Origin of the sequence: Parafrigoribacterium soli, from assembly GCF_040227235.1 — a bacterium.
Taxonomy (GTDB): domain Bacteria; phylum Actinomycetota; class Actinomycetes; order Actinomycetales; family Microbacteriaceae; genus Parafrigoribacterium_A; species Parafrigoribacterium_A soli.
Genome location: NZ_JBELNZ010000001.1, coordinates 1 through 26762 on the forward strand (window position 1 = coordinate 1; position 26762 = coordinate 26762).

The 26762-nt window shown below is 66.6% G+C and carries 23 protein-coding genes; 7 read left to right on the plus strand and 16 right to left on the minus strand.

The features are described 5' to 3' along the window. Positions 1 to 103: 103 nt before the first annotated feature. The 3 genes from ABUA37_RS00005 to lepA all read right to left on the minus strand — a co-directional run bounded on the left by ABUA37_RS00005 (position 104) and on the right by lepA (position 4705). Positions 104 to 1885 carry an amidohydrolase gene (locus tag ABUA37_RS00005; protein WP_349897050.1) on the minus strand — a complete coding sequence of 594 codons (1782 nt, stop codon included), beginning with the start codon at positions 1883 to 1885 and terminating at the stop codon, positions 104 to 106. Positions 1886 to 2180: 295 nt separating this feature from the next. Next, positions 2181 to 2834 (minus strand): DUF1990 family protein, encoded by a 654-nt coding sequence (locus ABUA37_RS00010; RefSeq protein WP_349897051.1) that lies wholly within the window; start codon positions 2832 to 2834, stop codon positions 2181 to 2183. After that, on the minus strand, positions 2834 to 4705 hold the full coding sequence (lepA, locus tag ABUA37_RS00015; protein ID WP_349897052.1) for a translation elongation factor 4: 1872 nt from the start codon (positions 4703 to 4705) through the stop codon (positions 2834 to 2836). The genes ABUA37_RS00010 and lepA overlap by 1 nt, the downstream gene beginning before the upstream one ends. Before the next feature lie 270 nt (positions 4706 to 4975). Between lepA and rpsT the strand changes: the two genes are divergently transcribed. Then, positions 4976 to 5236, plus strand: a complete 261-nt coding sequence (gene rpsT, locus ABUA37_RS00020) for a 30S ribosomal protein S20 (RefSeq protein WP_349897053.1) — start codon at positions 4976 to 4978, stop codon at positions 5234 to 5236. 104 nt (positions 5237 to 5340) lie between these two features. Here rpsT and ABUA37_RS00025 read toward each other — a convergent pair whose 3' ends face one another. From ABUA37_RS00025 to ABUA37_RS00055, 7 genes are all read right to left on the minus strand, one after another. Beyond that, positions 5341 to 5862, minus strand: a complete 522-nt coding sequence (locus tag ABUA37_RS00025) for a hypothetical protein (protein ID WP_349897054.1) — start codon at positions 5860 to 5862, stop codon at positions 5341 to 5343. A 1-nt stretch (position 5863) separates the two neighbouring features. Further along, on the minus strand, positions 5864 to 6607 hold the full coding sequence (locus ABUA37_RS00030) for a hypothetical protein (RefSeq protein WP_349897055.1): 744 nt from the start codon (positions 6605 to 6607) through the stop codon (positions 5864 to 5866). Between the two features lie 106 nt (positions 6608 to 6713). Beyond that, positions 6714 to 7748 (minus strand): DNA polymerase III subunit delta, encoded by a 1035-nt coding sequence (gene holA / locus ABUA37_RS00035; RefSeq protein WP_349897056.1) that lies wholly within the window; start codon positions 7746 to 7748, stop codon positions 6714 to 6716. Between the two features lie 88 nt (positions 7749 to 7836). Further along, positions 7837 to 10194, minus strand: coding sequence for a ComEC/Rec2 family competence protein (locus ABUA37_RS00040; protein ID WP_349897057.1), 2358 nt, complete (start codon positions 10192 to 10194; stop codon positions 7837 to 7839). Further along, the gene (locus tag ABUA37_RS00045; protein ID WP_349897058.1) at positions 10191 to 10835 is read right to left on the minus strand and encodes a helix-hairpin-helix domain-containing protein; all 645 of its coding nucleotides are present in this window, start codon (positions 10833 to 10835) and stop codon (positions 10191 to 10193) included. The genes ABUA37_RS00040 and ABUA37_RS00045 overlap by 4 nt, the downstream gene beginning before the upstream one ends. Positions 10836 to 10957: 122 nt before the next feature. Then, positions 10958 to 13474: a leucine--tRNA ligase gene (leuS, locus tag ABUA37_RS00050; RefSeq protein WP_407075334.1), complete on the minus strand. Its 2517-nt coding sequence runs from the start codon at positions 13472 to 13474 to the stop codon at positions 10958 to 10960. 168 nt (positions 13475 to 13642) lie between these two features. Continuing rightward, complete coding sequence (locus ABUA37_RS00055) at positions 13643 to 15049, minus strand: anthranilate synthase component I family protein (protein ID WP_349897060.1); 1407 nt, start codon at positions 15047 to 15049, stop codon at positions 13643 to 13645. Positions 15050 to 15060: 11 nt separating this feature from the next. Here ABUA37_RS00055 and ABUA37_RS00060 point away from each other — a divergent pair, with 11 nt between their 5' ends. Together ABUA37_RS00060 and ABUA37_RS00065 are read left to right on the plus strand one after the other, a co-directional pair. Next, entirely contained in the window at positions 15061 to 15897 is an 837-nt protein-coding gene (locus tag ABUA37_RS00060; protein WP_349897061.1) for an aminotransferase class IV, read from the plus strand. After that, positions 15894 to 16580 carry a DedA family protein gene (locus ABUA37_RS00065; RefSeq protein WP_349897062.1) on the plus strand — a complete coding sequence of 229 codons (687 nt, stop codon included), beginning with the start codon at positions 15894 to 15896 and terminating at the stop codon, positions 16578 to 16580. Before ABUA37_RS00060 ends, ABUA37_RS00065 begins: the two co-directional genes overlap by 4 nt. 69 nt (positions 16581 to 16649) lie before the next feature. Here ABUA37_RS00065 and ABUA37_RS00070 read toward each other — a convergent pair whose 3' ends face one another. The 5 genes from ABUA37_RS00070 to ABUA37_RS00090 form a co-directional block, all read right to left on the minus strand. Beyond that, the gene (locus tag ABUA37_RS00070; RefSeq protein ID WP_349897063.1) at positions 16650 to 17441 is read right to left on the minus strand and encodes an ABC transporter substrate-binding protein; all 792 of its coding nucleotides are present in this window, start codon (positions 17439 to 17441) and stop codon (positions 16650 to 16652) included. A 166-nt stretch (positions 17442 to 17607) separates the two neighbouring features. Beyond that, complete coding sequence (locus ABUA37_RS00075) at positions 17608 to 18387, minus strand: ABC transporter permease (protein WP_349897064.1); 780 nt, start codon at positions 18385 to 18387, stop codon at positions 17608 to 17610. Continuing rightward, positions 18321 to 19004, minus strand: a complete 684-nt coding sequence (locus ABUA37_RS00080; RefSeq protein WP_349897065.1) for an ABC transporter permease — start codon at positions 19002 to 19004, stop codon at positions 18321 to 18323. The genes ABUA37_RS00075 and ABUA37_RS00080 overlap by 67 nt, the downstream gene beginning before the upstream one ends. Beyond that, a complete protein-coding gene (locus ABUA37_RS00085; protein WP_349897066.1) occupies positions 19001 to 19837 on the minus strand; it encodes an ABC transporter ATP-binding protein in 837 nt (278 codons plus the stop codon). Before ABUA37_RS00085 ends, ABUA37_RS00080 begins: the two co-directional genes overlap by 4 nt. A 169-nt stretch (positions 19838 to 20006) precedes the next feature. Further along, positions 20007 to 20651 carry a TetR/AcrR family transcriptional regulator gene (locus ABUA37_RS00090; RefSeq protein ID WP_349897067.1) on the minus strand — a complete coding sequence of 215 codons (645 nt, stop codon included), beginning with the start codon at positions 20649 to 20651 and terminating at the stop codon, positions 20007 to 20009. A 196-nt stretch (positions 20652 to 20847) separates the two neighbouring features. Here ABUA37_RS00090 and ABUA37_RS00095 point away from each other — a divergent pair, with 196 nt between their 5' ends. After that, positions 20848 to 21909, plus strand: coding sequence for an App1 family protein (locus tag ABUA37_RS00095; RefSeq protein WP_349897068.1), 1062 nt, complete (start codon positions 20848 to 20850; stop codon positions 21907 to 21909). A 46-nt stretch (positions 21910 to 21955) separates the two neighbouring features. On the opposite strand, the gene ABUA37_RS00100 is transcribed toward ABUA37_RS00095, so the two are convergent. Next, the gene (locus ABUA37_RS00100; RefSeq protein WP_349897069.1) at positions 21956 to 23320 is read right to left on the minus strand and encodes a glucose-6-phosphate dehydrogenase; all 1365 of its coding nucleotides are present in this window, start codon (positions 23318 to 23320) and stop codon (positions 21956 to 21958) included. 29 nt (positions 23321 to 23349) lie between these two features. On the opposite strand from ABUA37_RS00100, the gene ABUA37_RS00105 reads away from it, so the two are divergent. The 3 genes from ABUA37_RS00105 to ABUA37_RS00115 all read left to right on the plus strand — a co-directional run bounded on the left by ABUA37_RS00105 (position 23350) and on the right by ABUA37_RS00115 (position 26761). Beyond that, positions 23350 to 25137, plus strand: a complete 1788-nt coding sequence (locus ABUA37_RS00105) for a glycoside hydrolase family 15 protein (protein WP_349897070.1) — start codon at positions 23350 to 23352, stop codon at positions 25135 to 25137. A gap of 188 nt (positions 25138 to 25325) precedes the next feature. Further along, entirely contained in the window at positions 25326 to 25658 is a 333-nt protein-coding gene (locus ABUA37_RS00110; RefSeq protein ID WP_349897071.1) for a hypothetical protein, read from the plus strand. Between the two features lie 53 nt (positions 25659 to 25711). Next, complete coding sequence (locus ABUA37_RS00115) at positions 25712 to 26761, plus strand: FUSC family protein (protein WP_349897072.1); 1050 nt, start codon at positions 25712 to 25714, stop codon at positions 26759 to 26761. The last annotated feature ends 1 nt before the right edge of the window (position 26762 follow it).

Below are 26762 nucleotides of genomic sequence, written 5' to 3' on the forward strand. Positions count from 1 at the left end.
ACCTCCTAGAACGTGGTGTGTGATTACTCACAACCTAGGAGGTCTTCGCTATCTCACGACCCGAAAAGTGCCACCAACCTGCTGACCGAGTACACCTAGGCGGTTAGGAGCGGCGTCCGTAGCGGCGGTGCCGCGGGCCCCAACCCTGCTGCGGTGCCTTCAGCTCGCCGCTGTCGTGGACGACGTCGCCGCCGACCACGGTGAGGATGGAACGGGTCTGCGCGATCTTCGACTCCGGCACGGAGAAGAAGTCCTGGTCGAGAACGACGAGGTCGGCCTGGTTGCCCACCTTGATCGGGCCCAGGTCGTCCTCGTGGATGAACCAGGTGTTGCCGGCGGTCGCCATCCTGATCACCTCGGTGCGCGTGAGCGTCTGGCCAGCGTTGATCAGGTCTCCCCTGAGGTTGCGCCCGGTCACCATCGTGTAGAAGTTCAGCCACGGGTTGATGACCGTGATGTCGCCTCCGTCCGAGTGGTAACCGGTGGGAATGCCGCTGTCGAGGATCGTGCGGTACGGCGGTCCCTGCAGCGTGCCGCTGCGCGTCGGGCCCCAGCCCACCTTGAGCCCACCGCCCAGCGCCTTCAGCTTCTCGATGTACTCGGAGTTGATGAACGGAACGTGGGCGACAACCCAGCGCAGCGTCTTGATCGAGAACTCCTGGTTCACGGCGACCCAGCCATCGATGATCGCCTTGTAGTCGGTGGTGCTGAGCGAGTGGTTCTCGTTGCGCCAGCCCGCCTTCGCCACGCGCTTCGTCGCCTCCAGCCAGAGCGGCGTTCCCATGCCGGAAAGTCCCCCGCCGGTGAACTCGCCGATCGCCCCGGTGCGCATCATGTCGTTGCCGAAGAACGGGAACGAGTTCCTGAGCCTCGCCGTGAGCTCGGGGAGAGAGGGATCGGTGTCTTCGAGGAGGAAGTCCACCCGCAGCCTCACCGGCAGCTTCTCCGCGCCGTTGAGCGCGAGGAACGGCGCGTGCATCGTGAATTTGTTCTCGCCGAAGATCGCGCCGTTCGGCTCCTCCGTGTGGAACGCGCCCGCGTCGAGGTGGGTCGTGATGCCGAGGCCCGCGTAGTACTGCAGGGCGCCGAGCGCCGTGCGCTCGCGTGATTCGTCGGAGAGGAACTGCTCGCGCAGCAGGCGCAGGGCCTGGCCGGCCGCACCCGTGCCGAATGCGCTTCCGCTCAGCGATCCGTTGTCGTTGACGGCAATCCCGTGCGCCTCGAAGAAGGCCTTGCCGAGGCCGTTCGTCACGACGCCACCCTGAGCGGCCTCGATGAAGACCGGGCGGCTCACGGCGTCGAGTTCCGAGAGGTTCGGCAGGCGCCCCTCCTGGAACTGCATCGCCGAGATCGGACCGACGGTCGTGATGAAGTGCCCGGCCGGCACATCCTTGATCCGCGCCTTGAGTCGCGCGACGGCGTCGGGAATCGTGAAGACATCCTCGAGCGGCGTGTGGTAACCGGGACGGTTGCCGACGAGCACGATGTGGTTGTGGCTGTCAATGATGCCTGGGATGACCGTTCGACCGCGGAGGTCGACCCGCGTGGTCTTCCCTCTCGCACCTCGCTCGGCATCCTTGCCCAGGGCGACAAATCGACCGTCGCTGATGAGGGCCGACCCGACGACGGTGTCGCGCTCGTCCATCGTATGAATCCTGCCGTTGACGAGGAGCAGGTCACCGTCGCCGTCCGAATTCGATGAGGATGCGTCGCCGTGTGCTGCTCCGGAGGGTGCGGCGGCCGCTGGCACCGCAAAGGCCGGCGATGCCGCGCTGAACGCCGCTGCGGCCGCGGCCGCACCACCGCCCATGAGTAGGCCACGGCGGGACATTCCCGATTCGGCCGGTGAAGTACTTTCGTCGTGGTGCTGCCTGTTCTTGCCCATGAAATCCCCTAGCTGTTGACTGGCTGTGGTGTGCGTCACTGCACACCCATGGATGCGCCCTGTCGGCGCAAGCAGACCGGCGCGTCCCCTCGATGGGTCGGTCCGGCGTGCGTCATCACGTCCTGAGCCCCGGACTTCGCTCGTTGCAAAGGGAAGCACAATCGGTTGCAGGAGAGGATGTACCCCCGCGTCCACAACGTACCCAATTCGGGGGCCGTGTGTCCACAGTTAATTTTTGTGCACAGAGAGCGCACACGCTGCGGCCGGTCGAACGCGGCCGGTACCGCGGGCGGGACTAGTCGATCGGTCCCGAGAGCGCCCTCAGATAGCGCCGCGTGTAGATGGACTGCGCGATCCGCAGGCCCGGGTAGACGATCCACCACATGGGGCTCGACGGCCGCGAGAAAGCGCGCACCTCGAACCAGACCGAGCCGTCATCGCCGAGCTCGACCATGAATGATTCCTCGCCGCTCTCCGGATGCCCCGCGAGCGTTCCGTAACCGAAACCCTTGCGCTTCTTGTCATTGATGACGTAGACGACGCGAGCGGGTGCCTTGACCGAGAACGGTCCGACGGGAATGTGCAGCCAGGCCGTGTCGCCGGGGGCGACGATCGCGGTGCCGTCCGAGCCGTAGACCGTCTCCTCGTCTTCGGATTCCGTCGGCGGCACGGGAACGCCGTCGGTGTCGAGCGACAGCGGAGTGTAGCTGAGCTCGGTCACCTCCTGCGGCGACTCCAGGGTCTCCACGCGCAGGCCGCTGCGGCGCTGGACGCCCCAGGACAGCACGGCCTGGGAGGCGAAGCTCCAGCGCAGCGGCCCGTGTCCGATGCGCACTCGCTTGACCACCGGGCGGAAGCCGGCGGGCGGATACTGCAGCAGGTCGGCGGCCTGCGTCGCGCCGACCGCGGCGTAACTGACAGGCTGCTCCCACAGTTCGGAGCCGGCCATCACTTCTTCTCTTTTTTCTCTGTGTCCCCCGACAGAGCGGCGATGAACGCCTCCTGGGGAACCTCGACGCGCCCCACCATCTTCATGCGCTTCTTCCCCTCCTTCTGCTTTTCCAGCAGCTTGCGCTTGCGGGTGATGTCTCCGCCATAGCACTTGGCCAGCACATCCTTGCGCATGGCGCTGATCGACTCACGTGCGATGATCCTCGCCCCGATCGCGGCCTGGATCGGTACCTCGAACTGCTGGCGCGGGATGAGCTTCTTCAGCCGCTCGGTCATCAGCACGCCGTAGGCGTACGCATTGTCCTTGTGCACGATGGCGCTGAACGCGTCGACCGCCTCACCCTGCAGCAGGATGTCGACCTTGACCAGATCCGCATCCTGCTCGCCGATCGGCTCATAGTCGAGCGAGGCGTAGCCCTGGGTGCGGCTCTTGAGGTGGTCGAAGAAGTCGAAGACGATCTCGCCGAGGGGCATCGTGTAGTGCAGCTCCACCCGGTCCTCGCCGAGGTACTCCATGCCCTGCAGCGTGCCGCGGCGCCCCTGGCACAGCTCCATGATCGATCCGACGTAGTCCTTGGGAGCGAGGATGGATGCCTTGACTATCGGCTCCGACACGGAGGCGATCTTTCCACCGGGGAATTCGCTCGGATTCGTCACCGTGACGGTCTTCTTGTCGTCGGTGGTGACCTCGTAGATCACGCTCGGTGCCGTCGTGATGAGGTCGAGCCCGAACTCGCGCTCGAGGCGCTCCGTGACGATCTCGAGGTGCAACAGCCCGAGGAACCCGCAGCGGAAGCCGAAACCGAGCGCGACGGAGGTCTCGGGCTCGTAGACGAGAGCCGCGTCGCTGAGCTTGAGCTTGTCGAGAGCCTCGCGCAGCACCGGATAGTCCGAGCCGTCGATCGGGTACAGGCCCGAGAAGACCATCGGCTTGGGCTCGGAGTAGCCCTTGAGCGCGACCTCTGCGGGCTTCGCGGAACTCGTGACGGTGTCGCCCACCTTGCTGAGGCGCACGTCCTTGACGCCCGTGATGAGGTAGCCAACCTCCCCGACGCCGAGTCCCTTGGTGGGGGTCGGCTCCGGTGCGCTCACGCCGATCTCGAGCAGCTCGTGCGTGCTCCTCGTGCTCATCATCATGACCTTTTCGCGCGGGGAGAGAGACCCATCGATCATGCGAACGTAGGTGATGACGCCGCGGTACGCGTCGTAGACGGAGTCGAAGATCATCGCCCTCGCCGGAGCGTCCTTGTCGCCGCGCGGGGCGGGGATGAGCTCGATGACGCGCTGGAGCAACTCCTCGACGCCCTCCCCCGTCTTGCCGGAGACGCGCAACACGTCGGCGGGGTCGCCACCGATCAGGCCGGCGAGCTCCTTGGCGTACTTCTCTGGATCGGCCGCTGGCAGGTCGATCTTGTTGAGCACCGGGATGATGACGAGATCGTTGTCGAGAGCGAGGTAGAGGTTCGCGAGCGTCTGCGCTTCTATGCCCTGGGCGGCATCGACGAGCAGGATGGCGCCCTCGCAGGCCGCGAGGCTGCGCGAGACCTCGTAGGTGAAGTCCACGTGGCCCGGCGTGTCGATCATGTTGAGGGCGTAGGTGCCCACGCTCGCTGAGCCTGTCGACGCGTCGACTGCCCACGGCATCCGCACGGCCTGGCTCTTGATCGTGATGCCGCGCTCGCGCTCGATGTCCATGCGGTCGAGGTATTGCGCGCGCATGTCGCGATCGCTGACGACGCCGGTGATCTGCAGCATGCGGTCGGCGAGCGTGGACTTGCCGTGGTCGATGTGCGCGATGATGCAGAAGTTGCGGATGAACGCGGGGTCGGTCGATGCAGGCTCCAGGGCCTTGAGTGCTTTCGGCGACACGGTATCCTCTACTGCGGTTGGGTCAACACACCATTCTCCCATGCAACCGGCGCACGGAAGACCTCCGGCGGCCCGACTCGCGAGTCGTTCAATTGTCGGATGCGGTCAGCAACTGGTAATGTTGCCTGTTGGCTTGCGCGCACGGTTCGCAACCACACGCTGTGTGGACGCACCGAAGCGCGAATCGCAGCCGGGAGCCACTTCTCGTAGCGGTGGACGGCTGCCAGAACTCATTCCAAATATCACTCGGAACTACAGAAGGTTATAGACGTGGCAAATATCAAGTCGCAGATCAAGCGCATCCTCACCAACAAGAAGGCGACGGATCGTAACAAGGCCGTGCGCAGCGAGGTCAAGACCGCCATCCGCGCGACCCGCGAAGCCGTCGTGGCCGGCGACAAGGACAAGGCCGCCGCCGCCCTTCTCGTCGCGACGAAGAAGCTCGACAAGGCTGCCAGCAAGGGCGTTCTGCACAAGAACCAGGCGGCGAACCGCAAGTCGGCCATCGCCAAGCAGGTCGCGTCGCTCTAGTCGACACAGACTTCACGACAGGGCCCCCGCTTCGGCGGGGGCCTTTCGTGTGCCGGGCGCTGCCTGGGGGTAGGCGGCCCGCAACGCGCACGCACCTCGATAAGTTACGCCCCACCCTCCACGAAGCCGCTCCCGACATCGGGTTCATTGACATAGTCCTCGGTCGAGCAGCCAACACTTCCCAGGTTGATGCGGGTCTTGAAGTCACGCCGCCAGCCGCGCTCGCCGACGACCACGGCCCACAGCGAATAGTTCGAGCCGATCTCCACCCTCATACCTGCCCGAGAGGTGAAATAGAAAGAGCGAGTGTCGTCGGGAAACTTTGCAGAATAGTAATAGCCGAGGGTGCGATATGTGGGCGCCCAACTCGTGACATCGTTCGCACCGCGCAACTCGAACTTGATCTTGAGCCGCGTCACATGATTCTTACTGAGTTCCTGCACGCCCGCCGCGCCGGCCACTGAGCAGCGAGTGCCCTGTACGACACTCGCGACCCCGCCGGACCACGCGCGCAATTGAGCACTGTCGCCGTATCCCGGTCCCCACGCCGAGGCCGCGGTTCCCGGTGCGATCACGAGGAGCGCCACGAGGATGGCGGCCGGAACGATTTTGCGAACAGCTCCCATGTCATCGACCTCCCGTGGTGCCAAGGACAGCCTTCATCCACTCGATGGCCTGCGTTTGTATGTCGGCCGCGGTCATCCGCTTGTCAGTGCTGTAGATCGTGATGACGGCGTCTGCCCCCTTCTTCGACGCCACGAGGGTGTTGGCGTATGCCTCCGGGTACTTCGGCAACCACACCGCACCGGCACCCAGAGATTCGACTGGCACCCCCCGCGCGGCGGTTGCGGGGTCCAACCACGCCGTGTGCCCCGTGCGCTTGTAGAGCGCGACTGTCATTCGGTTCAGATCGGATGTTTCCAGGTAGAGGCACCGTTCGCCCGGTTCGATCTCGAATTGCGAGCCATGTGTGACGGGAGCAGTGCGGTCACGAGCGAATCGCACCCACGCGGGCATCCCCACGAAGGAGCACGGCTGGATCTGCAGTTCGTCATTGCCATCTGGCACGGCCTCGACGTCGTCGTCCAGTGCGGGCCCGGCCGAATCCTTCGCGGGCTCCACCTCGACACCATCCGTGCTCGGCCCCGTCGCTCCCTCCGCGGGAGCATCGTCACGGGTCGATTCTGCGAGGCCAGTTGTGTCGAACGACGCGGGAAACCACTTCAGGCCGGTTGCGTCGTAGGCCACCTTCTGTGGCGCCGTGGGCGTTGGAGAGGCCTCCGGCACGTGGTCTGCAACGCACCCGCTGAGGGCGAGCGCGGCCATCGCCGTCGTACACAGGAGAACATTTGCGAATCGGGTCTTTCGCATGACGTCATCATAGGGATGAACCTGCCGCCCGGATAGTGGCAAGTGCGCGTACTCGGTGCCACCACCGTGGCGAACTCAGAGGCTTCCGGAGCGCATCGCCGGTGCTCTAAAGGGCGCCCCGCGCGCTGATCACGTTCACCATGCGTTCGAGAGCGAAGACGGGGTCGCGCTCGGCGCCCTTGACCGCGGCATCCGTCTCGGCAAGGAGTTCGATCGAGCGGCCGAGACCGGCGTCGTCCCAGCCCTGCAGGTCGCGACGCGCACGGTCGACCTGCCAGGGCGCGAGCCCGAACTGCTGGGCGAGCTGCCCGGAGCCGCCGCGGGCTCCCGAGATCTTGGCCATGGTGCGCAGCTTGCTCGCGAATGCGGCCACCATCGGCACCGGGTCGGCCCCGGACGCGAGGGCATGCCTGAGCAGGATCAGCGCCTCGCCATGCCTGCCCGCGATCGCCACATCCGCCACCCGGAATGCATTGGTCTCGACTCTGCCGGAGTAGTACTTCTCCACGGTCTGCTCGGTGATCTCCTCGCTCGCATCGGCGAGGAGCTGCTGACAGGCGGACGCGAGCTCGGAGAGGTCGTCGCTGAAGGCGGCGGTCAGGGCACGCAGCGCGCCGGAACTGACGCGCCTGCCCGCAGTGGCGAATTCGGCGGCCGCGAAATCGAACTTCTCGGTGTCTTTCTTGAGCTCGGCGCAGACGACCTCGATTCCGCCGCCGAGGCCACCCCGCAGCGCATCCAGGAGCTTCTTGCCGCGCACTCCCCCGGCGTGACGCAGCAGCAGGTAGGTGTCGTCGGCCGGCGACTCGAGGTACTCCAGGACCTCCGTGATGAACGCGTCCGTGCACTTTTCGACGCCGGTCGCACGGATGAATCTGGGCTCGCCGAAGAGCGAGGGGCTCGCCACGGTGAGCAGCTCGCCTGGCGCGTAGGAATCCGCCTCGATGTCGCTGACCTCGAGGCTCGGGTCCTCCGCCTTGAGGGTGTCGCGCAGCAGTCGGATGGCGCGGTCGGCCAGCACGGACTCGGTTCCGGAGACGAGCACCACGGGCGCCGGGCGCACCTGCTGCCAGCCGAGCTGCGGGATGGTGACGACGACCTTGGACGATGCCCTGCCTGCCTTCGCTGCGGCGGCTGCCATGCGGTACCTCCTGCTGATCGCCCTCGTGGTCGAGTCAAGCTTATGCGCGGGGACCGACCTCGATCGCGCGGCGGCGGCCTCAGTGACGTCAGCCGGTACCGGAACGCCGCGTCCGTTCGGACCACACGGACAAGCCGCCATCCGGCCGCGGCGAGACGAGCACCATTCCCTGCCGATCGGTGCGTTCCGCGATGGTGCCGACCCGCGCCAGAATCTGCAGCAGGTAGTCGGTCGGATGTCCGTAACGATTGTTTGCCCCCACGCTGATGAGGCCCACGGTGGCCGCGATGCGCTCGTAGAGCACCGGGTTCTGGTCCGCCGAACCGTGATGGGCAACCTTGACGACATCCACGTGTCCGAGGCCGCGATTGGCCGCGAGCATCCGCGCCTGCGGTTCGTTACCGAGGTCGCCGAGAAAGAGCGAGCTGATGCAGCCGCTTGCGCACGCACCGACACCGGTGAACTCGAGAGTCACGCTCGAGTCGTTGCCTGGCTCGACGATGCCAGATCTTGTGGGCGGCCACAGCACGCTCCAGCGCAGCTCGCCCAGTTCACCGGTCTCCCCACGGCTGACCTGGTCGACCGTGGCGCCACCTCGCCGCACCGCCGCGGCGAGCCTGGTGTCGTGGGCGTCGGCGGGTGGACCGATCATGGCGCGGTCGACCATGCCGATGACCGCGGACGTGCCGCCGACGTGGTCGAGATCGTAGTGGGTGAGCACGAGCAGATCGATGCGGCCGATACCAAGAACATCGAGACAGTGGTGCAGCAGGGCCGGGTCCGGCCCCGTGTCGATCAGGGCGACCCGCCCGGCGCTGCGCACGAGCACGGCGTCGCCCTGGCCGATGTCGCAGGCGGCGATCTGCCAGTCCTGGGGGCGCATGAGTGTCTGCCGCAGTCGATCGCCAGCGGCTACGCCCGCGTAGCCGACGAGGAGCAGGGTGAGCGCGAGGGCAGCGAGCCTGCGCCAGCGACGCCGCTGCGCGGCCCTCAGCAGGACGACGACAAGACCCAGCGCTATCGCGCCGGAAACGAGAGCGACCCCGGCAGCCCCGGCAGGCCACGGAATGCTCTTGCCCGGTAGCGAGTCGAAGAAGCGTGCGACCCCGGCGATCCAGCTCGAGGGCAGCCACGCCAGTCGCGCGACGAGGATGCCCGGGCCGGGCAGCCAGGGCATCAGCACGCAGGCAACGAGGCCAAGAACCGTCGCGACGGGTGCCGCCGGTTCGGCGAGCACATTGGCCGGCACGGCGTAGAGCGGAATCGACGGGTTCAGCAGGATGAGCACCGGCTGACAGGCGAGCTGTGCCGCGAGCGGCACGGCGATAACCACCGCGAGGGCCGTGGGCAGCCACCGGGACAGCATGGCGGCCAGCGGGCGGGCGAGCAGCAGCAGCCCACCGGTTGCGAGCACCGAGAGCACAAAGCCGTAGCTGCGGGCGAGCCACGGGTCTGCGACCAGGAGGCCGAGTACGGCGAGGGCGAGCACGGGCAACCCCCGCACGGGTCGGCCACTCCCCATCGCGGCCAGCACGAGGGCCGCCATCACCGCCGCACGCAGCACGCTCGGCTGCGGCGTGACGAGCACGACGAAGCCCACGAGGGTCACCACTGCGGCCGCGAGACGCCAGCCGCGCGGCAGTCCGAGCGCCGCGCCCGCTGCCATGATGAGGGCGATGATCACGGCGCAGTTCGCCCCAGAGACCGCGGTGAGATGACTCAGCGAACTCGACTTCATCGCGGCACTCAGGGTCGGGTTCACGGCGCTCGTGTCGCCGATGGCGAGGCCGGGGAGCAAACCGCCGCCGTCCCCCGGCAGCGCGGCCGCGGCATCCGCAAACCGCGCGCGCAGACCATCTGCCCAGCCCAGATACCAGGGAGGTCCGGAGCGCAGGCTCGCCGGTCGCGCGGAGAAGAACAGGAACGCGACGTCGTCACCTGCCTCCGCGGCCGCGACGGTGCCCTGCAGCAAAACCGTTGAGCCGATGGCGAGCCTGGATCCGCCACGTGTGCCGGGCGATGGATCTTTCGACGCGAACACAGTGACCGGCGCCATAACAGCACGCTGGCGGCCACCGATGGTCACGGACTCGAGCGTGGCCGTGAACCTGGCTGTGCCGGGCTGCACGGTCTGCGTCGTCACGGCGAGGCCGTGCACGAACCTTCCCGCGGATGCGGCCTGCAGCAGTGCGCTCGGGCTGCGCGTGGCGAGCTGGCCAGCCGCAACCCCCAGCACGAGGCCGCTCGAGGCTGCGGCCACGACGACGAGCGCGAGCAGACTGAAGCCGGTGCGACCGCGGCGAAGAACGGCAACCGTGGCGCACAGGCCCGCGAGCAGCCAGGCCACGATGGACGCCAGCGCAAGCAGTGAGGGAATGGTGAGGAGGACCGCCACCGTCACCCAGGCCGCGGCGACGGGCAGTGCAAGCCGCAGGTCGACGCTCACACGGTCACGAGGTCTTTGAGCTGCTGAAAGGTCTTGTCGCCCACGCCCGTGACGCTCATGAGATCCTCGACGGCGGAGAAGCGGCCATTGCTCGTGCGCCAGTCGATGATGCGCTGCGCCATCGCCGGCCCCACGCGAGGCAGGGTTTCCAGCGTGCTGAGGTCCGCGGTATTGAGGTTGACCTTTCCGCCGGCGACGCCGGGCTTGGTGGCGACGGTGGGTGCCTCGCCGACCACCGGCACGATCAACTGCTCACCATCGGAGATGAAGCGCGCGAGGTTGACCTGCGTCTGGTCCGCAGACTCGGCGAACCCGCCCGCGGCCGCGATGGCATCCACCACCCGGTCGCCGTCTCGCAGCGAGAAGAGGCCGGGGCGCGCCACGGCGCCGACGACGTGAACAAAGATCTCCGTGCCGGACTTCGCTGTGCGCGACGGGTCGCCGGCCGAGCGGCTCGCGGCGCCGGTCGCGGAGTCGGTCGGATGCGTGCCGGCCGGCAGCGACTGGGTCGCGCCGTGCGATCCGAATGTGCTGACGAGCACGGCGATGCCGAGCCCGGCGAGAAGGAGCACGATGGCGGCACCGAGGCCCAGTTTCACCCGGCTTCCACGATGCGCCAGCAGGCGACCGGACGACGTCATGCCGGAATGCTACGGAGCGTAAGTGTGCGGCCGAACGCAATTAGCGGCGGCGGTGGGCAATCATCCTCTCCTCCTGCCGTGGGAGGAGAGGCTGCCGTGGGAGGAGAGGCTGCCCCGCGAACTCAGTGCTTGGTGACGATATTGACGAGTCGGGGCGCTCGAACGACGACCGAAGCGACCTCTCGATCACCCACCGAGCGCACCACCGGTGGGAGGGCGCGAGCGAGCCGCTCGAGCTCGGCCGGATCGATCGTCGGTGACACCTCGAGGCGGTCGCGCACCTTGCCGTCGACCTGCACGACCGCGGTCACCGAGCTCTGCACGAGCAGCGTCGGGTCGGCCTTGCGCCAGCCGTACAGGGCGACAGAGGGCGGATAGCCGAGCTTCTCCCACATCTCTTCGGCCGTATAGGGAGCGAACAGGCTGAGCGCGAGGGCGACGGTCTCGGTGGCCTCCCGCACCGCGGCATCCGCCGGTCCCGCTCCGCTGTCAATCACCTTGCGGGTCGCGCTCACTAGTTCCATGAGCTTCGCGACCACGACGTTGAACTTGAACGCCTCGACAAGTCCCGGGGCCTCGGAGAGGAAGCGGTGCGTCACCCGGCGAAGCGCGACGTCCCCCGTCTTCCACTCGATCTCTTTATTGCTCGTCACGTCGTCGGCGAGGCGCCACGCCCTGGCGAGGAACTTCGCAGAACCCGCGGGCGAGACGTCCTCCCAGTTGATGTCGTCTTCCGGAGGACCCGCGAAGGCCATCGTCAGTCGGATCGCGTCGACGCCGTGCGCGTCGATCTCATCGCCGAGATTCACGCCGCCCTTGCTCTTCGACATCTTTGAGCCGCCGGAGAGCACCATGCCCTGGTTCAGCAGAGCGCTGAACGGTTCGGTGAAGCTCACGTAGCCCAGGTCGTACAGCACCTTGGTGATGAAGCGCGCGTACAGGAGGTGCAGAATGGCGTGCTCGACGCCGCCGACATACTGGTCGACGGGCGCCCAGCGGTCAGCCTCGGCCGGGTCGAACGCCTTGGTGTCGTCGTTCGGGTCGAGGAAGCGCAGGAAGTACCAGGAGCTGTCGACGAAGGTGTCCATCGTGTCGGGGTCGCGCAGCGCCGGCGTGCCGTCGTTCGGGTTCGTGACGTTGACCCAGTCGGTGGCCGCGCCGAGCGGCGAGGTGCCCTTGGGCTTCAGGTCGAGCCCCTCCGTCGAGGGCAGGCGCACCGGCAGCTGGTCCTCCGGAACGGGGATCAGTTCGCCGTCCTCCCCGTGAATGATCGGGATGGGCGTTCCCCAGAAGCGCTGGCGGGAGATCAGCCAGTCGCGCAACCGGTAGGTCTTCGCGGACCGACCGGTGCCCGCGGCCTCCAGCTGCTCGATGATGCGGCGGATCGCGTTGCTCTTGCTGAGCCCGTCGAGCGGACCCGAGTTGATCATCCGCCCCTCGCCAGCAAGCGCGATGCCCGTGGATGCGGGGTCGAGCGGCGGCAAATCGTCGGGAAGTTCGCCGTCGACGATGATCGGGATCGCTCCCGTGACAGCGGCATTCGTGTCAACGACGACGCGCACCGGCAGGGAGACCTTGCGGGCGAAGTCGAGGTCACGCTGATCGTGAGCCGGAACGGCCATCACGGCGCCGTGGCCGTAGTCGGCCAGAACATAGTCGGCCGCCCAGATCGGGATGCGCTCACCGTTCGCCGGGTTGATGGCGAAGCGGCCGAGCGGAACGCCCGTCTTCTCGCGGCTGGCATCCTGTCGCTCGATCTCGGTCTTCTTCTGCACCTGCACGAGGTAGTCGGCGAAGTCCTTCTGCACCTCGGGCGTCGAGGCGGAGACGAGCTCAGCGGCCAGCTCAGACTCGGGGGCGACCACCATGAAGGTTGCGCCGTAGAGTGTGTCCGGCCTCGTCGTGAACACCGTGACCTTGCCGTCGAAACCGGCACCGAGGCCACCCTCGATGACGAAGTCGACATCAGCACCGGTCGAACGACCGATCCAGTTGCGCTGCATGCTCAGCACCTTGGCGGGCCAGGCGCCCTCGAGCTGGTTGAGGTCGTCGAGCAGGCGATCCGCGTAGTCGGTGATCTTGAAGTACCACTGGGTCAGCTTCTTCTTGACCACGACCGCGCCGGAGCGATCAGAGGTCCCGTCAGGCAGCACCTGCTCATTCGCGAGCACGGTCTGGTCGATCGGATCCCAGTTGACCCAGCTGTCTTTGCGGTACGCGAGGCCCTTCTCGTAGAGCTTCAGGAACAGCCACTGGTTCCACTTGTAGTACTCGGGGTCGCTCGTATGAAGCTCGCGATCCCAGTCGAAGGATGCGGCGTAGCGTCGCATGCTCTGTTTCTGCTGGTCGATGTTCGAATAGGTCCACTCGCGCGGGTCGACACCGCGCTTGATCGCGGCGTTCTCCGCGGGCAGACCGAAGGAGTCCCATCCGATCGGATGCAGCACCCTGAAGCCCTGCTGGCGCCAGTAGCGCGCGACGATGTCGCCGAGCGCGAAGGCCTCGGCGTGCCCCATGTGCAGGTCGCCCGAGGGGTACGGGAACATGTCGAGGATGTACTTGCGCGGACGCTTGTCGCCCGGGTCATCGGTGCGGAACGGCTTCAGCTCGTCCCAGCGCGCGAGCCATTTCGCCTGCAGATGGGCGACGTCGTAGTCGGACTCGTGTTCACCGGTGCTGCTGTCGTGGTCGTATGCCAAAGGGGACTCTCAATTCATCGCAGAAGTAGCCGGATCGCCCTTGATCGTGTGCCCGACGAATGCGCGAGGCACGGCCCAGTCTTCAAGGTTACTGGGCGGATGCGCGGCTCAGCTACCGGAGACGCCCGCCCCCAGCACCGCGAGCAGCGCGGCCGCCTTGAGCTTGACCTCGTCGAGCTCCTCCTCGGGCACGGAGAGCGCGGTGATTCCGCCTCCGGTGCCGATGGTGGCGCCGCGATGATCGAGCACGATGCTGCGGATGACCATGGCGAGTTCGATGCGCCCGTCGAGACCGAAGTAGCCGAAGGCGCCCGAGTAGACGCCGCGCGGTCGCCGCTCCAGGCCATCCAGGATGCTCGTCGCGCTCGACTTGGGGGCGCCGGTCATCGAGCCGGCGGGAAAGCAGGCGAGCACCGCATCCACGGGGCGCGTTCCGCTGCGCAGGCGGCCACGCACTGTGCTCACGAGCTGGTGCACCTGGGCGTAGCTCTCCACCTCGAGCAGGCCCGGAACGCTCACCGAGCCCACCTCGCTCACCTTTGCGATGTCGTTGCGCATGAGGTCGACGATCATGAGGTTCTCGGCGCGTTCCTTCTCGCTCGCCTCGAGCTCGCGGCGCAGGGCCAGGTCTTCCTCCGCAGTAAGGCCTCGGCGACGGGTGCCCTTGATCGGTCTCGACTCGATGGTGCCGTCGGCATCGACGGTGAGAAAGACCTCGGGCGAGGAACTCAGCAGCGAGAACTCGCCGACCCGCAGGTACCCGCCGTGATGGCTTGGGCTCGACGCCCGCAGCGCGAGATAGCTGGCGGCAGGCTCCGCCCGGATGTCGACCTCGACCTCCGTGGTCAGGCACAGCTGGTAGGCGTCACCGCGCGTGATCGCAGCCTGGCAGTTCCGGATCATCCCGAGGTATTCGTCGTCGCTGTAGCGCCAGCGCACCTCGGTCGCCGATGGGACTACTGGTGCCGCGAGCGACTTCTGTGTCTTTCCCAGCGCCGCAAGGACGCTGTCGCGCCACTCACCCCGCTCCCCCGACCAGTCCTCACCCAGCGCGACGAGGGTCACGGTGCGTGCCGCGTGGTCGAACTCGATCATCCTGAGGACCTCGAGCCAGGCGGCGTCGGGATAGCGGGAGCGTCGCGGCACATCCGGAGCACCCATCGTCGTGGAGCGAAGCTCGTAGCCGAACCAGCCCACCCAGCCGAGCCTGAAGCCGCCGGCACCGCTACCCTGGGCGCCATCCGTGATGTCACCGCGCGCGCTCTCGTCGAGGAACTCGAAGATGTCTCCCGCCACGGTTTCGCTGTCTTCTCCCGTGCCGCTGACCGTCAGCGTGCCGGCAGCCAGCGAAGCCGTGACGAGCCGGGCGCCCTGCCCCACATAGCTGTAGCCCTTGACCGCTCCTCGACCGGCGTCGAGCCAGAAGACGCGATCGTCTGCCGCGTGGAGCGCCGCGAAGACGACATCGGGGTCGAACCAGGGTTCCAACTGATGTCGAACGACGTCGTTGCGCATAACCTAACTCTATGAGCGGAGCAGTTTCACCCGGTGCTGCGTCGCGGGTCGCCGGGCTCTATCGCTGGCAGCACGACGAACTCGAGTTCCTCGACTATTGCGACCCGGCAGAGCTGTCGCTCGAAGTCGCAGATTCCTGGCTTGTCAGCGACAGCCTCGTGCTCGCGCTCGAGCTGCATCGCTCGCGCTTCTTCGCCTCGATCAAGGCCCGCGGGTTCGATGCAGCCATCGCCGAGGAGTTCTGGGATGCCGCCGTTGACGCCATCCCGAGGACTGGCGACTGGTTCCCCAGGGTCGAGCTTGTCTCCCGCGCAGGAGCGCCGCACCTTCAGTTTCGCTTGCGGAGCGCACCGGCGCGCTCGCGATCGATCGTGCTCGCAACCCACGTCGGCGACGACCCACGCACCGCGCCGACGATCAAGGGCCCAGACCTCGCCGCGATGCTCAGGATCCGCACCGAGGTGCAGGCGCTCGGAGCCGATGACGCCGTGCTGCTGTCGCCGCTCGGCTTCGTTGTCGAGGGGGCACACACCTCGCTTCTGTGGTGGCGCGGCAACGTGCTGTGCGCTCCACCAGCAGAGTTCGGGCGGATCGACAGGGTCACGGCGAAGAGCATTCTCACCCTGGCGACCGTGCTCGGCGTGAAGCTTTCCTACGAGGCGGTTGCGCCGCGAGAACTCGAGGGGCTGGAGGTGTGGGCGGTGAACGCACTGCACGGCATTCGCCTGGTCACCTCGTGGATCGACGGGCCCGCCACCGCGGAGGAGCCCGGCCGCCTCAAGCAGTGGCGCAGCCTACTCGACACGCTGAAGAAGCCGATGTCGCCGGCGGTGGAGAGCGCACCGTGAACGACGCACTCAACTGGATTCTCGGTGTGGTGCACGAGGTCGATCCGGTGGTGCGCATCCTGCTTGCCGCGGTCGGGATCTTCTGTGAAACCTCCATCCTGATCGGGCTCATCGTGCCCGGTGACACGATCGTGATCGTCGCCGCGACGGCGACGACGAACTGGCTGGAGTACGCCGCGCTGCTGATCGCCGTGATCATCGGGGCCCTGGGAGGCGAGACTGTCGGCTTCGCGCTCGGCCACTATTTCGGCCCCAAGATCCGCTCCAGTTGGCTCGGCCGTCGCATCGGCGAGACGCACTGGGTGCGGGCCGAAAACTACCTGGACCGGCGCGGAGGCATCGCCGTCTTCATCTCCCGCTTTCTCCCCGTGCTTCACTCGCTCATCCCGCTCACCGTGGGCATGAGCACGATGCGCTACCGCAAGTTCATGGCCTGGACCGCCCCCGCCTGTGTGGTCTGGGCGCTCGCCTATGTGAGCGTCGGCTGGGCGGCGGCGGACTCCTACCGGCATCTCTCGCAGCAGCTGCACTTCGCGGGCTATGTCTTCGTGGGCGTCGTCGTGGTCTTCCTGATCCTCGTGGTGCTCGTGAAGAAGCTCATCGCCAGAAGCCAAGCGCGACACATGCTCTATCCGGGCGACGGCGACGCCAACACGATCGATGCGCCGTACGTCGAGGACTGATGCGCCGACTGCAGACGGCAGAAGGGGGCGGATGCCGCGCATCCGCCCCCTTCGCTCGCAGCGTTCTGACTACTTGACGATGCCCACCTTGGCGAGCCACGCCTTGGCGATGACCGCCGCAGACTTCTTGTCGTTGACGCTCTCTGCGTTCAGGTTGACGAGATCTTCCTGCGACAGCTTGGCGTCGACCTTGTTGAGGATCGACTCGGCCTTGCCGTCTACCTTCTTCGAGACGATCGGAGCGACGTTGTCGGGGAAGAACAGCCCGTCTGGGTCTGCCAGCGCAACAAGGTGGTTCGACTTGATGTTCGGGTCGGCCGTGTAGATGTTGGCCAACTGGATCTCGTTGTCGACGAGCGCCTTGACCGTGAGCGGTCCGCCGCTGTCTTCGACCGCCTTGAATCCGGCGGTCGTGATGCCGTACTTGTCCTTGAGCGCCTTCGGGCCATAGGGTCGCGTCTCCAGCTCGGAGTTGCCACCGACGGTGATCGGCTCCTTGACGTTCTTGAGCGAGGCGATGTCGGTGAGGTTGTACTTGTCGGCGAAGGCCTTCGTCACTGTCCAGGAGTTCTGGTCGGCGGCATCGGCCATGTCGAGCACCCGCAGGTTTTTGGGAAGCGCGGCCGCGAGAGCGGTGTGCACCGCGTCGGGCTTGCCACCGGCTGCGTTCTTGTCGAGCGCCTGCAGCAGGCTGCCGATGTACTCGGGGAAGACGTCGATCTTGCCCGCCTCGATCTCGGGCAGGTAGACCTCGCGCTGACCGATGTTGAACTGGCGATCCACCGTGTACCCACCGGCCTCGAGAGCCTGCGAGTAGATCTCCGCGACGATCTCGTTCGAGTAGTACTGCTGCGATCCCACGACGAGCGATCCGCCTGCCGCGGGGGTCTTGTCCCCCGTGGTCAGAGGGTTACTCGAAGCACACCCTGAAAGGGCGATTGCTGCCCCAACCACGACTGCGCCCAGGGCGACGAGTCGGCCTTTTCCTCCTGTGAACATGACTGCATTCCTTATCGGTAATGGGTTGTTAGCCCGTGGTCGCACGAAATCCGGATGATTTCACGCGAAGCTGTGGTGTCTGGCCGGCGACAACTCCCGCGGGCACGACGAGTCGCTGCAGGATGCCGAAGACGATCTCCGACACGATGGCGAGAACGATCACGAGGATCGACCCCGCCAGCATCTGCGGGTAGTCGTTGGTCTTGAGCCCGCGGAACAGGAAGAGACCGAGCCCGCCGCCGCCCACGTAATCCGCGAGCGTCGCTGTGGCGATGACCTGCAACGCGGCGAGCCGCAGCCCGCCTATGAGCAGCGGAAGCCCGAGCGGAATCTCCACCCGGCCCACGATCTGCCACTCGGTCATGCCCACCGCGCGCGCCGCATCGATGGTGTGTCGGTCGATGGCTTCGAAGCCCGAATACGCCCCAGCGAGGATCGAGGGCACGGCCAGCACGACGAGCGCGATGAACGGCGCCTCGAGCCCGATGCCCACCCCGAGCGCGATGATGATGAGCAGGCCCAGGGTCGGCAGGGCCCGGATGCCGCCGGAGAGTGCGATCGCGACGCTGCGGCCCCGGCCGGTGTGCCCCACGACGTACCCGACTGGAATCGCGATAACGGCCGCCACGGCAACGACGGCAAGGCTGATGACGACGTGCTGCAGCGTGCGCGTATCCACACCGTCGTAGCCGCCGAGATGCGCGGGATCGAAGATCCAGCGGATGGCGTCGGCGAAGTAGTTCATGCGATCGCCGCCCTCGCCGTGTCCCTGCGCGCAGTCGTCGCAGCCGGATTCGCTCGTGTCCACGGCATGAGCATCCGGCCGATGGCCACGAGGGCGACGTCGATTACGAGCGCGATGACAATGGTCAGCACGATCCCGGTGAGGATCTCCTCAGGGATATTGCGTTGGAACCCATCCGTGAACAGGGAACCGAGGCTGCCGATGCCGAGCACCGCTCCGACCGTCGTGAGGCTGATGGTGCTGACCGAGACGACGCGGAGTCCTGCGAGCAGCACCGGACCGGCGAGCGGGAGCTCGACGCGCCAGAATCGCGACCACCCGGAGAAGCCCATGGCGGTGGCGGACTGGGTGACATCCGGATCGACCGATTCGAGGCCGTCTGCCGTGGATCGCGCCATAAGAGCGAGGCCGTAGATCGTGAGGCTGATGGTCACGTTGATGCTGTCGCGGATGCTCGTTCCGATGAAGAGCGGCAGCACGAGGAAGAGCGGCAGAGAGGGGATCGCGTACAGCAGCGCGCTCACGGTGAGCACGAAACCGCGGCTGCGGCGGAACCGATTGGCGAACCAGCCCACGGGAACGGAGAGCAAAAAGCTCAGCAGGATGGCGGGGAGTGCCGTGGCCAGATGAGCGAGCGTGAGCTGCCCGATGAGTGGGAGGTTGCCGAGCACCCAGGTCATCGACCCGTGCTTCCGTCTGGGTCGGAGACGAGCACTCCGGCCGCCCGACCCTCGCTGTCGACGACGATCTCGCCGCGCTCGGTCTTGCGGATGCTGAGCGCGCGCTTTCCCTTCTCGGCACCGATGAAGTTCGCGACGAAGTCGTTCGCGGGCGCGGAGATGATCTCGGTCGGCGACCCGACCTGCGCCACCTTGCCGCCCTTCTCCAGGATGACGACCTGATCGCCGAGCAGGAAGGCCTCATCGATGTCGTGGGTGACAAAGACCACGGTCTTGTCGAGCTCACGTTGGAGGCGGATCAGTTCTGTCTGCAGTTCTGCCCGGACGATCGGGTCGACCGCGCCGAACGGCTCATCCATCAGCAGGATGTTCGGGTCAGCCGCGAGGCCGCGCGCGACTCCGACTCGCTGCTGCTGGCCGCCGGAGAGCTGGCTGGGGTAGCGATCGGCGAGCGAGCGGTCGAGACCGACGGTGTCGAGCAGCGCGAGCGCGCGCTCGCGAGCCGCCTTCCGCCGCATCCCGTTCAGCACGGGAACCGTAGCGACGTTGTCGATCACGGTGAAGTGCGGGAGCAATCCCGAGTTCTGCATGACGTAACCGATGCGACGGCGCAGCGCCACCGGTTCGAGGGTTCCGGTGTTCTCACCATCGATCTCGATCGCGCCGGAGGTGAGTTCCACCATGCGATTGATCATGCGCAGCAGCGTCGTCTTGCCCGATCCGGAGGACCCCACGAGCACCGTCGTCTTGCGGGAGGGCATAACGAGGCTGAAGCCTTCGACCGCGACCGTGCCGTCGGGAAACCGTTTGGTTACGTCGCGGAACTCGATCATCGATGGCTCATTCCTGGTCGTCGTCCACCCGAATGCGTGGCATCCACTCAAACACTATTCGGAGCCGCTGTCATTCCCGGATGGGTTAAATAAGCGCGGAAAAGGCCAGCACGTCACACGAGTAACGCCGCGGCGTGACGATCGCGATGCAGCGATCGCGACGACCGGCTTAGCGGGAGTAGTACCCCGCGAGGTAGTCAACGGCCACCTTGCGGGCCTCGTCGATGAACTTCTTGTCACCGTCGCCGAACGCGAAGGCGCGGGCCAGCAGGGCGTCCGCAAGCTCGAGCGCGACCTCCACCCGAAACCGCAGCTGCGCATCGTCTTTAAGGTCGAAGCGATCGCTCAGGATGGCGGCAAGTTGGCTCGCAACGGTGCCATTGCCGGTCGATCCCTGAGCACGCGGTCGAACATCGAGCACGTCTCCGAAGCGAAGGGACTTGAAGCCCGGCTCGTCGCGAAAGAAGGCCGCGATGCCGTCCACCGCGGCTTCGACGGCCCGGGCCCAGCCCGTGACGGCCGAGTCGCTCGCCCCGGCGAGACCGCGCGAGGTGAACTCGTTCAGATTGCGCGCACTGAGGCTCTGCAGAACGGCGATGCGGTCGGGGAAGTAGCGGTACACGGTGCCGATGGAAGCGCCGGCACGCTCGGCGACCATTGCCGTCGTGAGACGCTCGTAGCCGATCTCGCCGATCACCGAGGCGGCGGCATCCAGAAGCGCGGTGAGTCGCGCGGTGCTCCTCGCCTGTACCGGCTCATTCCTGAGCAGAGTGGCACCCGCAGGCAACGCGTCAACCACGTGGTGTGCAACCATTTGCGACTCCCTTTCGACTGACGACAATTCTATCCTGCCCCCGCAACGGGGGCGTCAGTTCCCACACCGGAATACATGTAAAGATCTTCCATATTTGACGTCGCCCGCGTGGCTGCAGCCCGCGGTTACGGGATTGATTGAGGCACCCTGAAAGGCCCCGGAGGACTCCCGCACACAATCGTGAAAGACTCTAGGGATGGCCAGGTCCCGCAGAGTGTCCGCCCGCGGGCGCACAACCGAGACCGAAACAGAGCCCATCATCCATCTCGCCGCGCGAATCGAAGACTCCTTCCACCGCTTCCGCGAGAAGCGCGCGCGCAAGCGCGGACTGACCCCGGTGGTCATCGCCTACACCGGTTACGGCGCCCCCGGCTGGAGCAGGGTGCTCTGCCGGGTGTTGCTCGCCAAGCCGGGCGCCGAGGACGTGCGGTACAAGAAGATTCGCGGATGGCGCAGCTTCACGAGCGTTCCCGTCAACGATGTCGCGGTTACCGTCACGATCGGCGATGTCGAACAGGTCGTCACGGCCGACCGCGGCGGCGTGGTGGACGAGGTGCTCACCTGTGACCTCACCCCCGGTTGGCACACCATCACGCTGCGCACCGAGGACTCTGCGCCCGTCGAGGCACCCGTGTTCATCGTCGATCCGGCCGTGCGATTCGGGATGATCTCCGACGTGGATGACACCGTGATGGTCACGGCGCTCCCCCGCCCGCTGCTCGCCGCGTGGAACACCTTCGTGCTCGACGAGCACGCCCGGCGACCCGTGCCCGGCATGGGCGTGCTCTACGAGCGATTGCTCCGCGCTCATCCGGGCGCGCCGGTCATCTACCTCTCCACGGGCGCCTGGAATGTCGCTCCGACGCTCAGCCGCTTCCTCTCGAGAAATCTCTTTCCTGCCGGGCCGCTGCTTCTCACCGACTGGGGGCCGACCCACGACCGGTGGTTCCGCAGCGGTCAGGCGCACAAGGCCGAGAGCCTCGCCCGGCTTGCAGGAGAGTTCCCTAACATCAGGTGGCTGCTCATCGGTGATGACGGTCAGCACGACGAGTCGCTCTACGACACCTTCGCGAGCGAGTGCCTGCCCAGCGTCGAGGCCGTCGCCATCCGTCAGTTGTCGAACAGCGAGGCCGTGCTCGCGGGTGGTCGCAGCCGTGCCGAGGAGCAGGGTGAGAAGCACGGCATCCGCTGGATCTATGGACCGGATGGCGCGAGCCTCGCCGACCAGCTCAGCGAGGCCGGCATCCTCGCTCCCTGAGGGACACCGGTTGGGCGATACCTGTTGGGCGCTACCAGGTGACCCGCTACCAGTTCCTCGGCCCGTCCGAGCCAGCTGCATAGCTGTCGAGCGCCACGTCACCCTTCTTCCAAGCGGCGAGGATGGGCGTCACGATGCGCCAGCACTGCTCCACGGCATCGTCGCGCACCGAGAGCGTCGGGTCGGCCGACAGGATGCCGGCCAGCACCTCTCCGTAGGGAATCAGTTCACCGCTCCCGAAATCGGCATCCACAGTGACCCGATCGAGCGTGAAGGGATTGCCCTCACCATTGATGTTCAGGTCGAAGCTCAGTCCCTCGGGCGCAAGCGAGATGCGCAACTCCGCCGGGGCGGGATGGCCGCTGAGCCCGGTCGGCAGGTGCGGCACGTCCTTGAACGTCACCACGATTTCCTGCCGCTTACGCGCGAGCGCCTTGCCGGAGCGCAGCACGAACGGAACACCTGCCCAGCGCCAGTTCTCGATCCCGAGCGTGATCTCGACGAGCGTCTCGGTCTCGAGCGAGGGGTCGACGCCCTTTTCCTTCGCGTACGAGGGAATCGCGCGGTCGCCGATCTTTCCCGCCGTGTAGCGCGCCCTGCGGCTCGCCGCGGCGGGGTCGCCGCCCCACGCCCTCGTGGCCCGCAGCGCCTGCGCGATCGCGCCTCGCAGGTCGTCCGCGTCGATGCTTGACGGCGGTTCCATCGCGACGATCGCGAGCACCAGGAGCAGGTGGCTCTGGATCATGTCGATCAGTGCGCCCGCCCTGTCGTAGTATCCGGCCCTGCCCTCGAGCGCGAGTTGCTCGTCGAACACGATCTCGACGCGCTCGACATTGTCGGCGTTCCACAGCTGCTCGAAGATGCGATTCGCAAAGCGCAGGCCGAGCAGGTTCAACACGGTCGACTTCCCGAGAAAATGATCGACCCGATGGATGTCCTGCTCCGGGATGAGCGTCAGAAGCTGGCGGTTGAGCGCCTCCGCGCTCTTCAGATCGGTGCCGAACGGCTTCTCCAGGGCGAACACGGTGCCCTTCGGGAGGTCCACGTCGCCGAGCGCGGAGCAGGCGGCGATGGTGACTTGCGGCGGCAGTGCGAAGTAGAGCGCGGGCGTGCCGTGGCTCGCCTCGAGAATGCGGCGGAGGTCATCCGGGTTGGTCACGTCGGCCTGCAGATAGTGGGACGCCGAGGCCACGGCGGCGGAGCGGGAGCCGCGTGCGTGGCCGGCCTTGAAGGAGGCCGCCACTCGCTTGCGCCAGGCCGCATCCGTCATCGCGTCCTGCCCGACGCCGAGCAGCTGCAGGTCACCGCCGCGGCCGCTGTCGAGAAGTTCGCCGAGCCCCGGGAGAAGAAGCCTCTGGGCTAGGTCGCCACTCGCGCCCAGAATGATGAGGGTCCCTATGCGGTCAGCCATCTTTGCAGAATAGCTGTGACACTTTACAGATGTCTCTGAAGATCGAGGATTACGCACTGATCGGCGACTGCCACACCGCTGCTCTCGTCGGCAACGACGGGAGCATCGACTGGCTCTGCCTTCCCCGCTTCGACTCCCCCTCCGTGTTCGGCGCCCTCCTCGGGGATGCAGAACACGGTCGCTGGAGACTCGCCCCCACGGGAGACGAGGTGGAGTCGAACCGACATTACGTCGAGGGGACGTTCATTCTCGTGACCCGCTGGGTGACTCCGACGGGTGAGGTCGAGGTGACCGAATTCATGCCGTACGGCGACCGCCGGGCGGATCTCGCGCGACGAGTCGTCGGCATCTCCGGAAGCGTCGAGATGGAGCAGGACCTGCGCATCCGGTTCGGTTATGGCGATGCGGTGCCGTGGGTGCGCCAGGTGCCGGAGAGGAAGGACAACGCGCTCATTGCGGTCGCGGGGCCGGATGCGATCATCATGCGCGGTCCGAAGCTGCACGCCTCCGACCACTCGCACACCTCCACCTTCACCGTGAAGGAGGGCGAGACCGTCGACCTCTCGATGACCTGGTACCCATCGCATCGCGAGCCGCCGTCGCGCCCCGACATGGAGGCGGGCCTGCGCAGGACGAAGAAGTGGTGGCACGACTGGACCGCGGCGACCACGCCATCGCCGGTCTACGAAGAACAGGTTCGCCGCTCGCTCCTCGTGCTGAGGGCACTGACCCATGAAGACACTGGCGGCATCGTCGCGGCCGCCACGACCAGCCTTCCCGAGGACTTCGGCGGCACCCGCAACTGGGACTACCGCTACGTCTGGCTGCGAGACGCCTCGCAGACCCTGCACGTTCTGCTCAACCACGGCGCGGGCGACGAGGCACCGGCGTGGCGCAACTGGCTGCTGCGCGCGGTGGCGGGAGATCCCGCCGACGTGCAGATCATGTACGGGCTGAGCGGTGAACGGCGCCTGACGGAGACCGTGCAGGAGAGCCTGCCGGGCTACGAGGGCTCGGCGCCGGTGCGGATCGGCAACGATGCCTTCAGCCAGTACCAGGGCGACGTCTTCGGCGAGGTCATGCTCGGCCTTCAGGCCGCGAGGGAAAAGGGACTCGAGGAGACCGAGTTCTCCTGGCCGCTGCAGCGCGCCCTGATGAGCTACATCGAAGACAACTGGCAGCGGCCAGACAATGGCATCTGGGAGATCCGCGGCAAGCTGCGACACTTCACGCACTCCCGCGCCATGATCTGGGCGGCCTTCGACTGCGCGGTGAAGGCCGTGCGCGACTTCGGGCTGGACGGCCCCGTGGAACGCTGGGAGTCCATCCGGGACCAGGTGCGCGACGAGATCGAGCTCAAGGGCTTCGATCACAAGCGCAACACCTACACCCAATACTTCGGCAGTAAGAACGTCGACGCCTCGCTGTTGCAGCTCTCGCAAATCGGCTACGTGCGGCCCGACGACCCACGGATGCTCGGCACGGTCGCCGCGATAGAAGAAGAACTGCTGCGAGACGGCCTTCTGCTGCGCTACCGCACGGAGACCGATGTTGACGGGCTGCCGCCGGGCGAGCATCCGTTCCTGGCCTGCTCCTTCTGGCTGGTTGAGCAGTATGCGCTCAGCGGTCGCATCGTCGACGCGACGATGCTGATGGATCGGCTCGTCTCGTTCTGCAACGACGTGGGCCTCCTGAGCGAGGAATACGACGTCACGAGCAAGCGGCAGGTGGGTAATACTCCGCAGGCGCTGTCGCACCTGGCGCTCGTGCGTGCCGCCGATGCCATCTCGAGCACACTCCCGAAGTCTGACGACTGACTTCGGCGGTTTCGCCACATTCCCCGAAAGGGGGCGGCGCGGTGCTTGACCTGCTGGATAACCGCTGGTAGCTTTCTTACTGCTCCCCTGTCTGTCCCCCTAAATGCGGACAGCATTTACAGGACAGTGGCGCACAAAGTTCTCGTACCCGACGGGAACGTTCCTTACCCGAAAGGAACAGCCTGCTGATGCACGCTGTGCTTGCGGCCCTCCCCCAGGGCACTAACGCGGTCATCCTGCCGATCGTTGTGACGATCATCATTGCCACGGCGGTGCTCGCTGGCATCGCACTCTATGTGCGACGCCAGCGGCTCGCCGGGCATTTGAACGGTCTGAACGCCTCGGCGAGCGCAGTCTCGGCAACCGGTGTTCTGCTGAGTGCGCTCCTCGTGAGCATCGCCCTCGGCAACGCCTCCATCGCGACCGCGGCGCCGGCACCGCTGCTTCCGGCCGAGAGCGGTCCCGTCGTCGTGCTCCCGATCCCGACCGACCTCGACGGCATCCAGCTTCCGACCAAGTAGCGCGGGTTCGTCCTCCCAGACGCGCCGCTTCGCCCGCGGGCTACGCTTGACCAGTGCGGTTGACCACGATCCTGCAGACCTCGTCACGCAGCCCCCTCCTCCAGGTGTTCAAGACGTCGATCGCGGCGATCGCATCCTGGCTTCTCTGTAACCTGCTGCTCGGCCAGCCGTTCCCCATCTTCGCCGCCATCGCGGCACTGCTCGTCGTGCAACCGAGCGTGAACCAGTCCCTCACCAAGGGCGTCGAGCGCAGCATCGGCGTCATCGCGGGCGTCGCACTCGCCTATGGGATGGGGCTGTTGTTCGGCTCGTCGAGCTGGATCGTGCTCGCCGTCATCGTGATCTCGCTGCTCATCGCCTGGGCTCTGAGGCTCGGGCCCGGCTCGACCAATCAGATCCCCATCAGCGCGATGCTCGTGCTCTCGATCGGCGCGCAGACTCCCGATTACGCGGCAAATCGCATCATCGAGACCATCATCGGTGCCGTCGTGGCCCTGCTCGTGAACGTCGCGATCGTTCCACCCGTGCTTCTCGAACCCGCGCACGAGGCGGTCGCCAAGCTCGCGGGTGGCGTCGCCTCCGTACTCGACGGCCTCTCGGATGCGCTGAGCGTCAAGCAGAAACCGGCGCAGCGAATGGCACTGCTCGAGGAGGCGAGGGCGCTTCGCACGCTGCGGGATGCCGCGCTGGATAAGGTCTCCCGCGCCGAGGAGAGCCTGAGCTTCAATCCCCGCGGCGGCCGGCACCGCGAGGTGCTCGAGCACGACCGGCTCTTCTTGACCTCGCTTACCGCGCTCGTGACGCAGGTACTTGGCATGGCCCGAGCGGTGCACGACCACTACAGCGACAACCTGGGGGCGGATCCCATGGTCGGTGCGATGGCGATCGAAATGGAGCGGGCGGCGCACGATCTGCGGCTCCTCGCCCGCCGACCCATAGGCGGCTCTCCCGACTCTGAACCGCCGCCGGTCACGGCTGACCTTCCGGCGCTCACCGCCCCGCTCGTGGTCGCGAAGCCGAGTGCGGAAAACTGGATCCTGGTCGGCTCGCTGCTGGAGGACCTTCGCCGAGTGCGCGAGGGCATCGTGGGACGTCAGCAGTAGT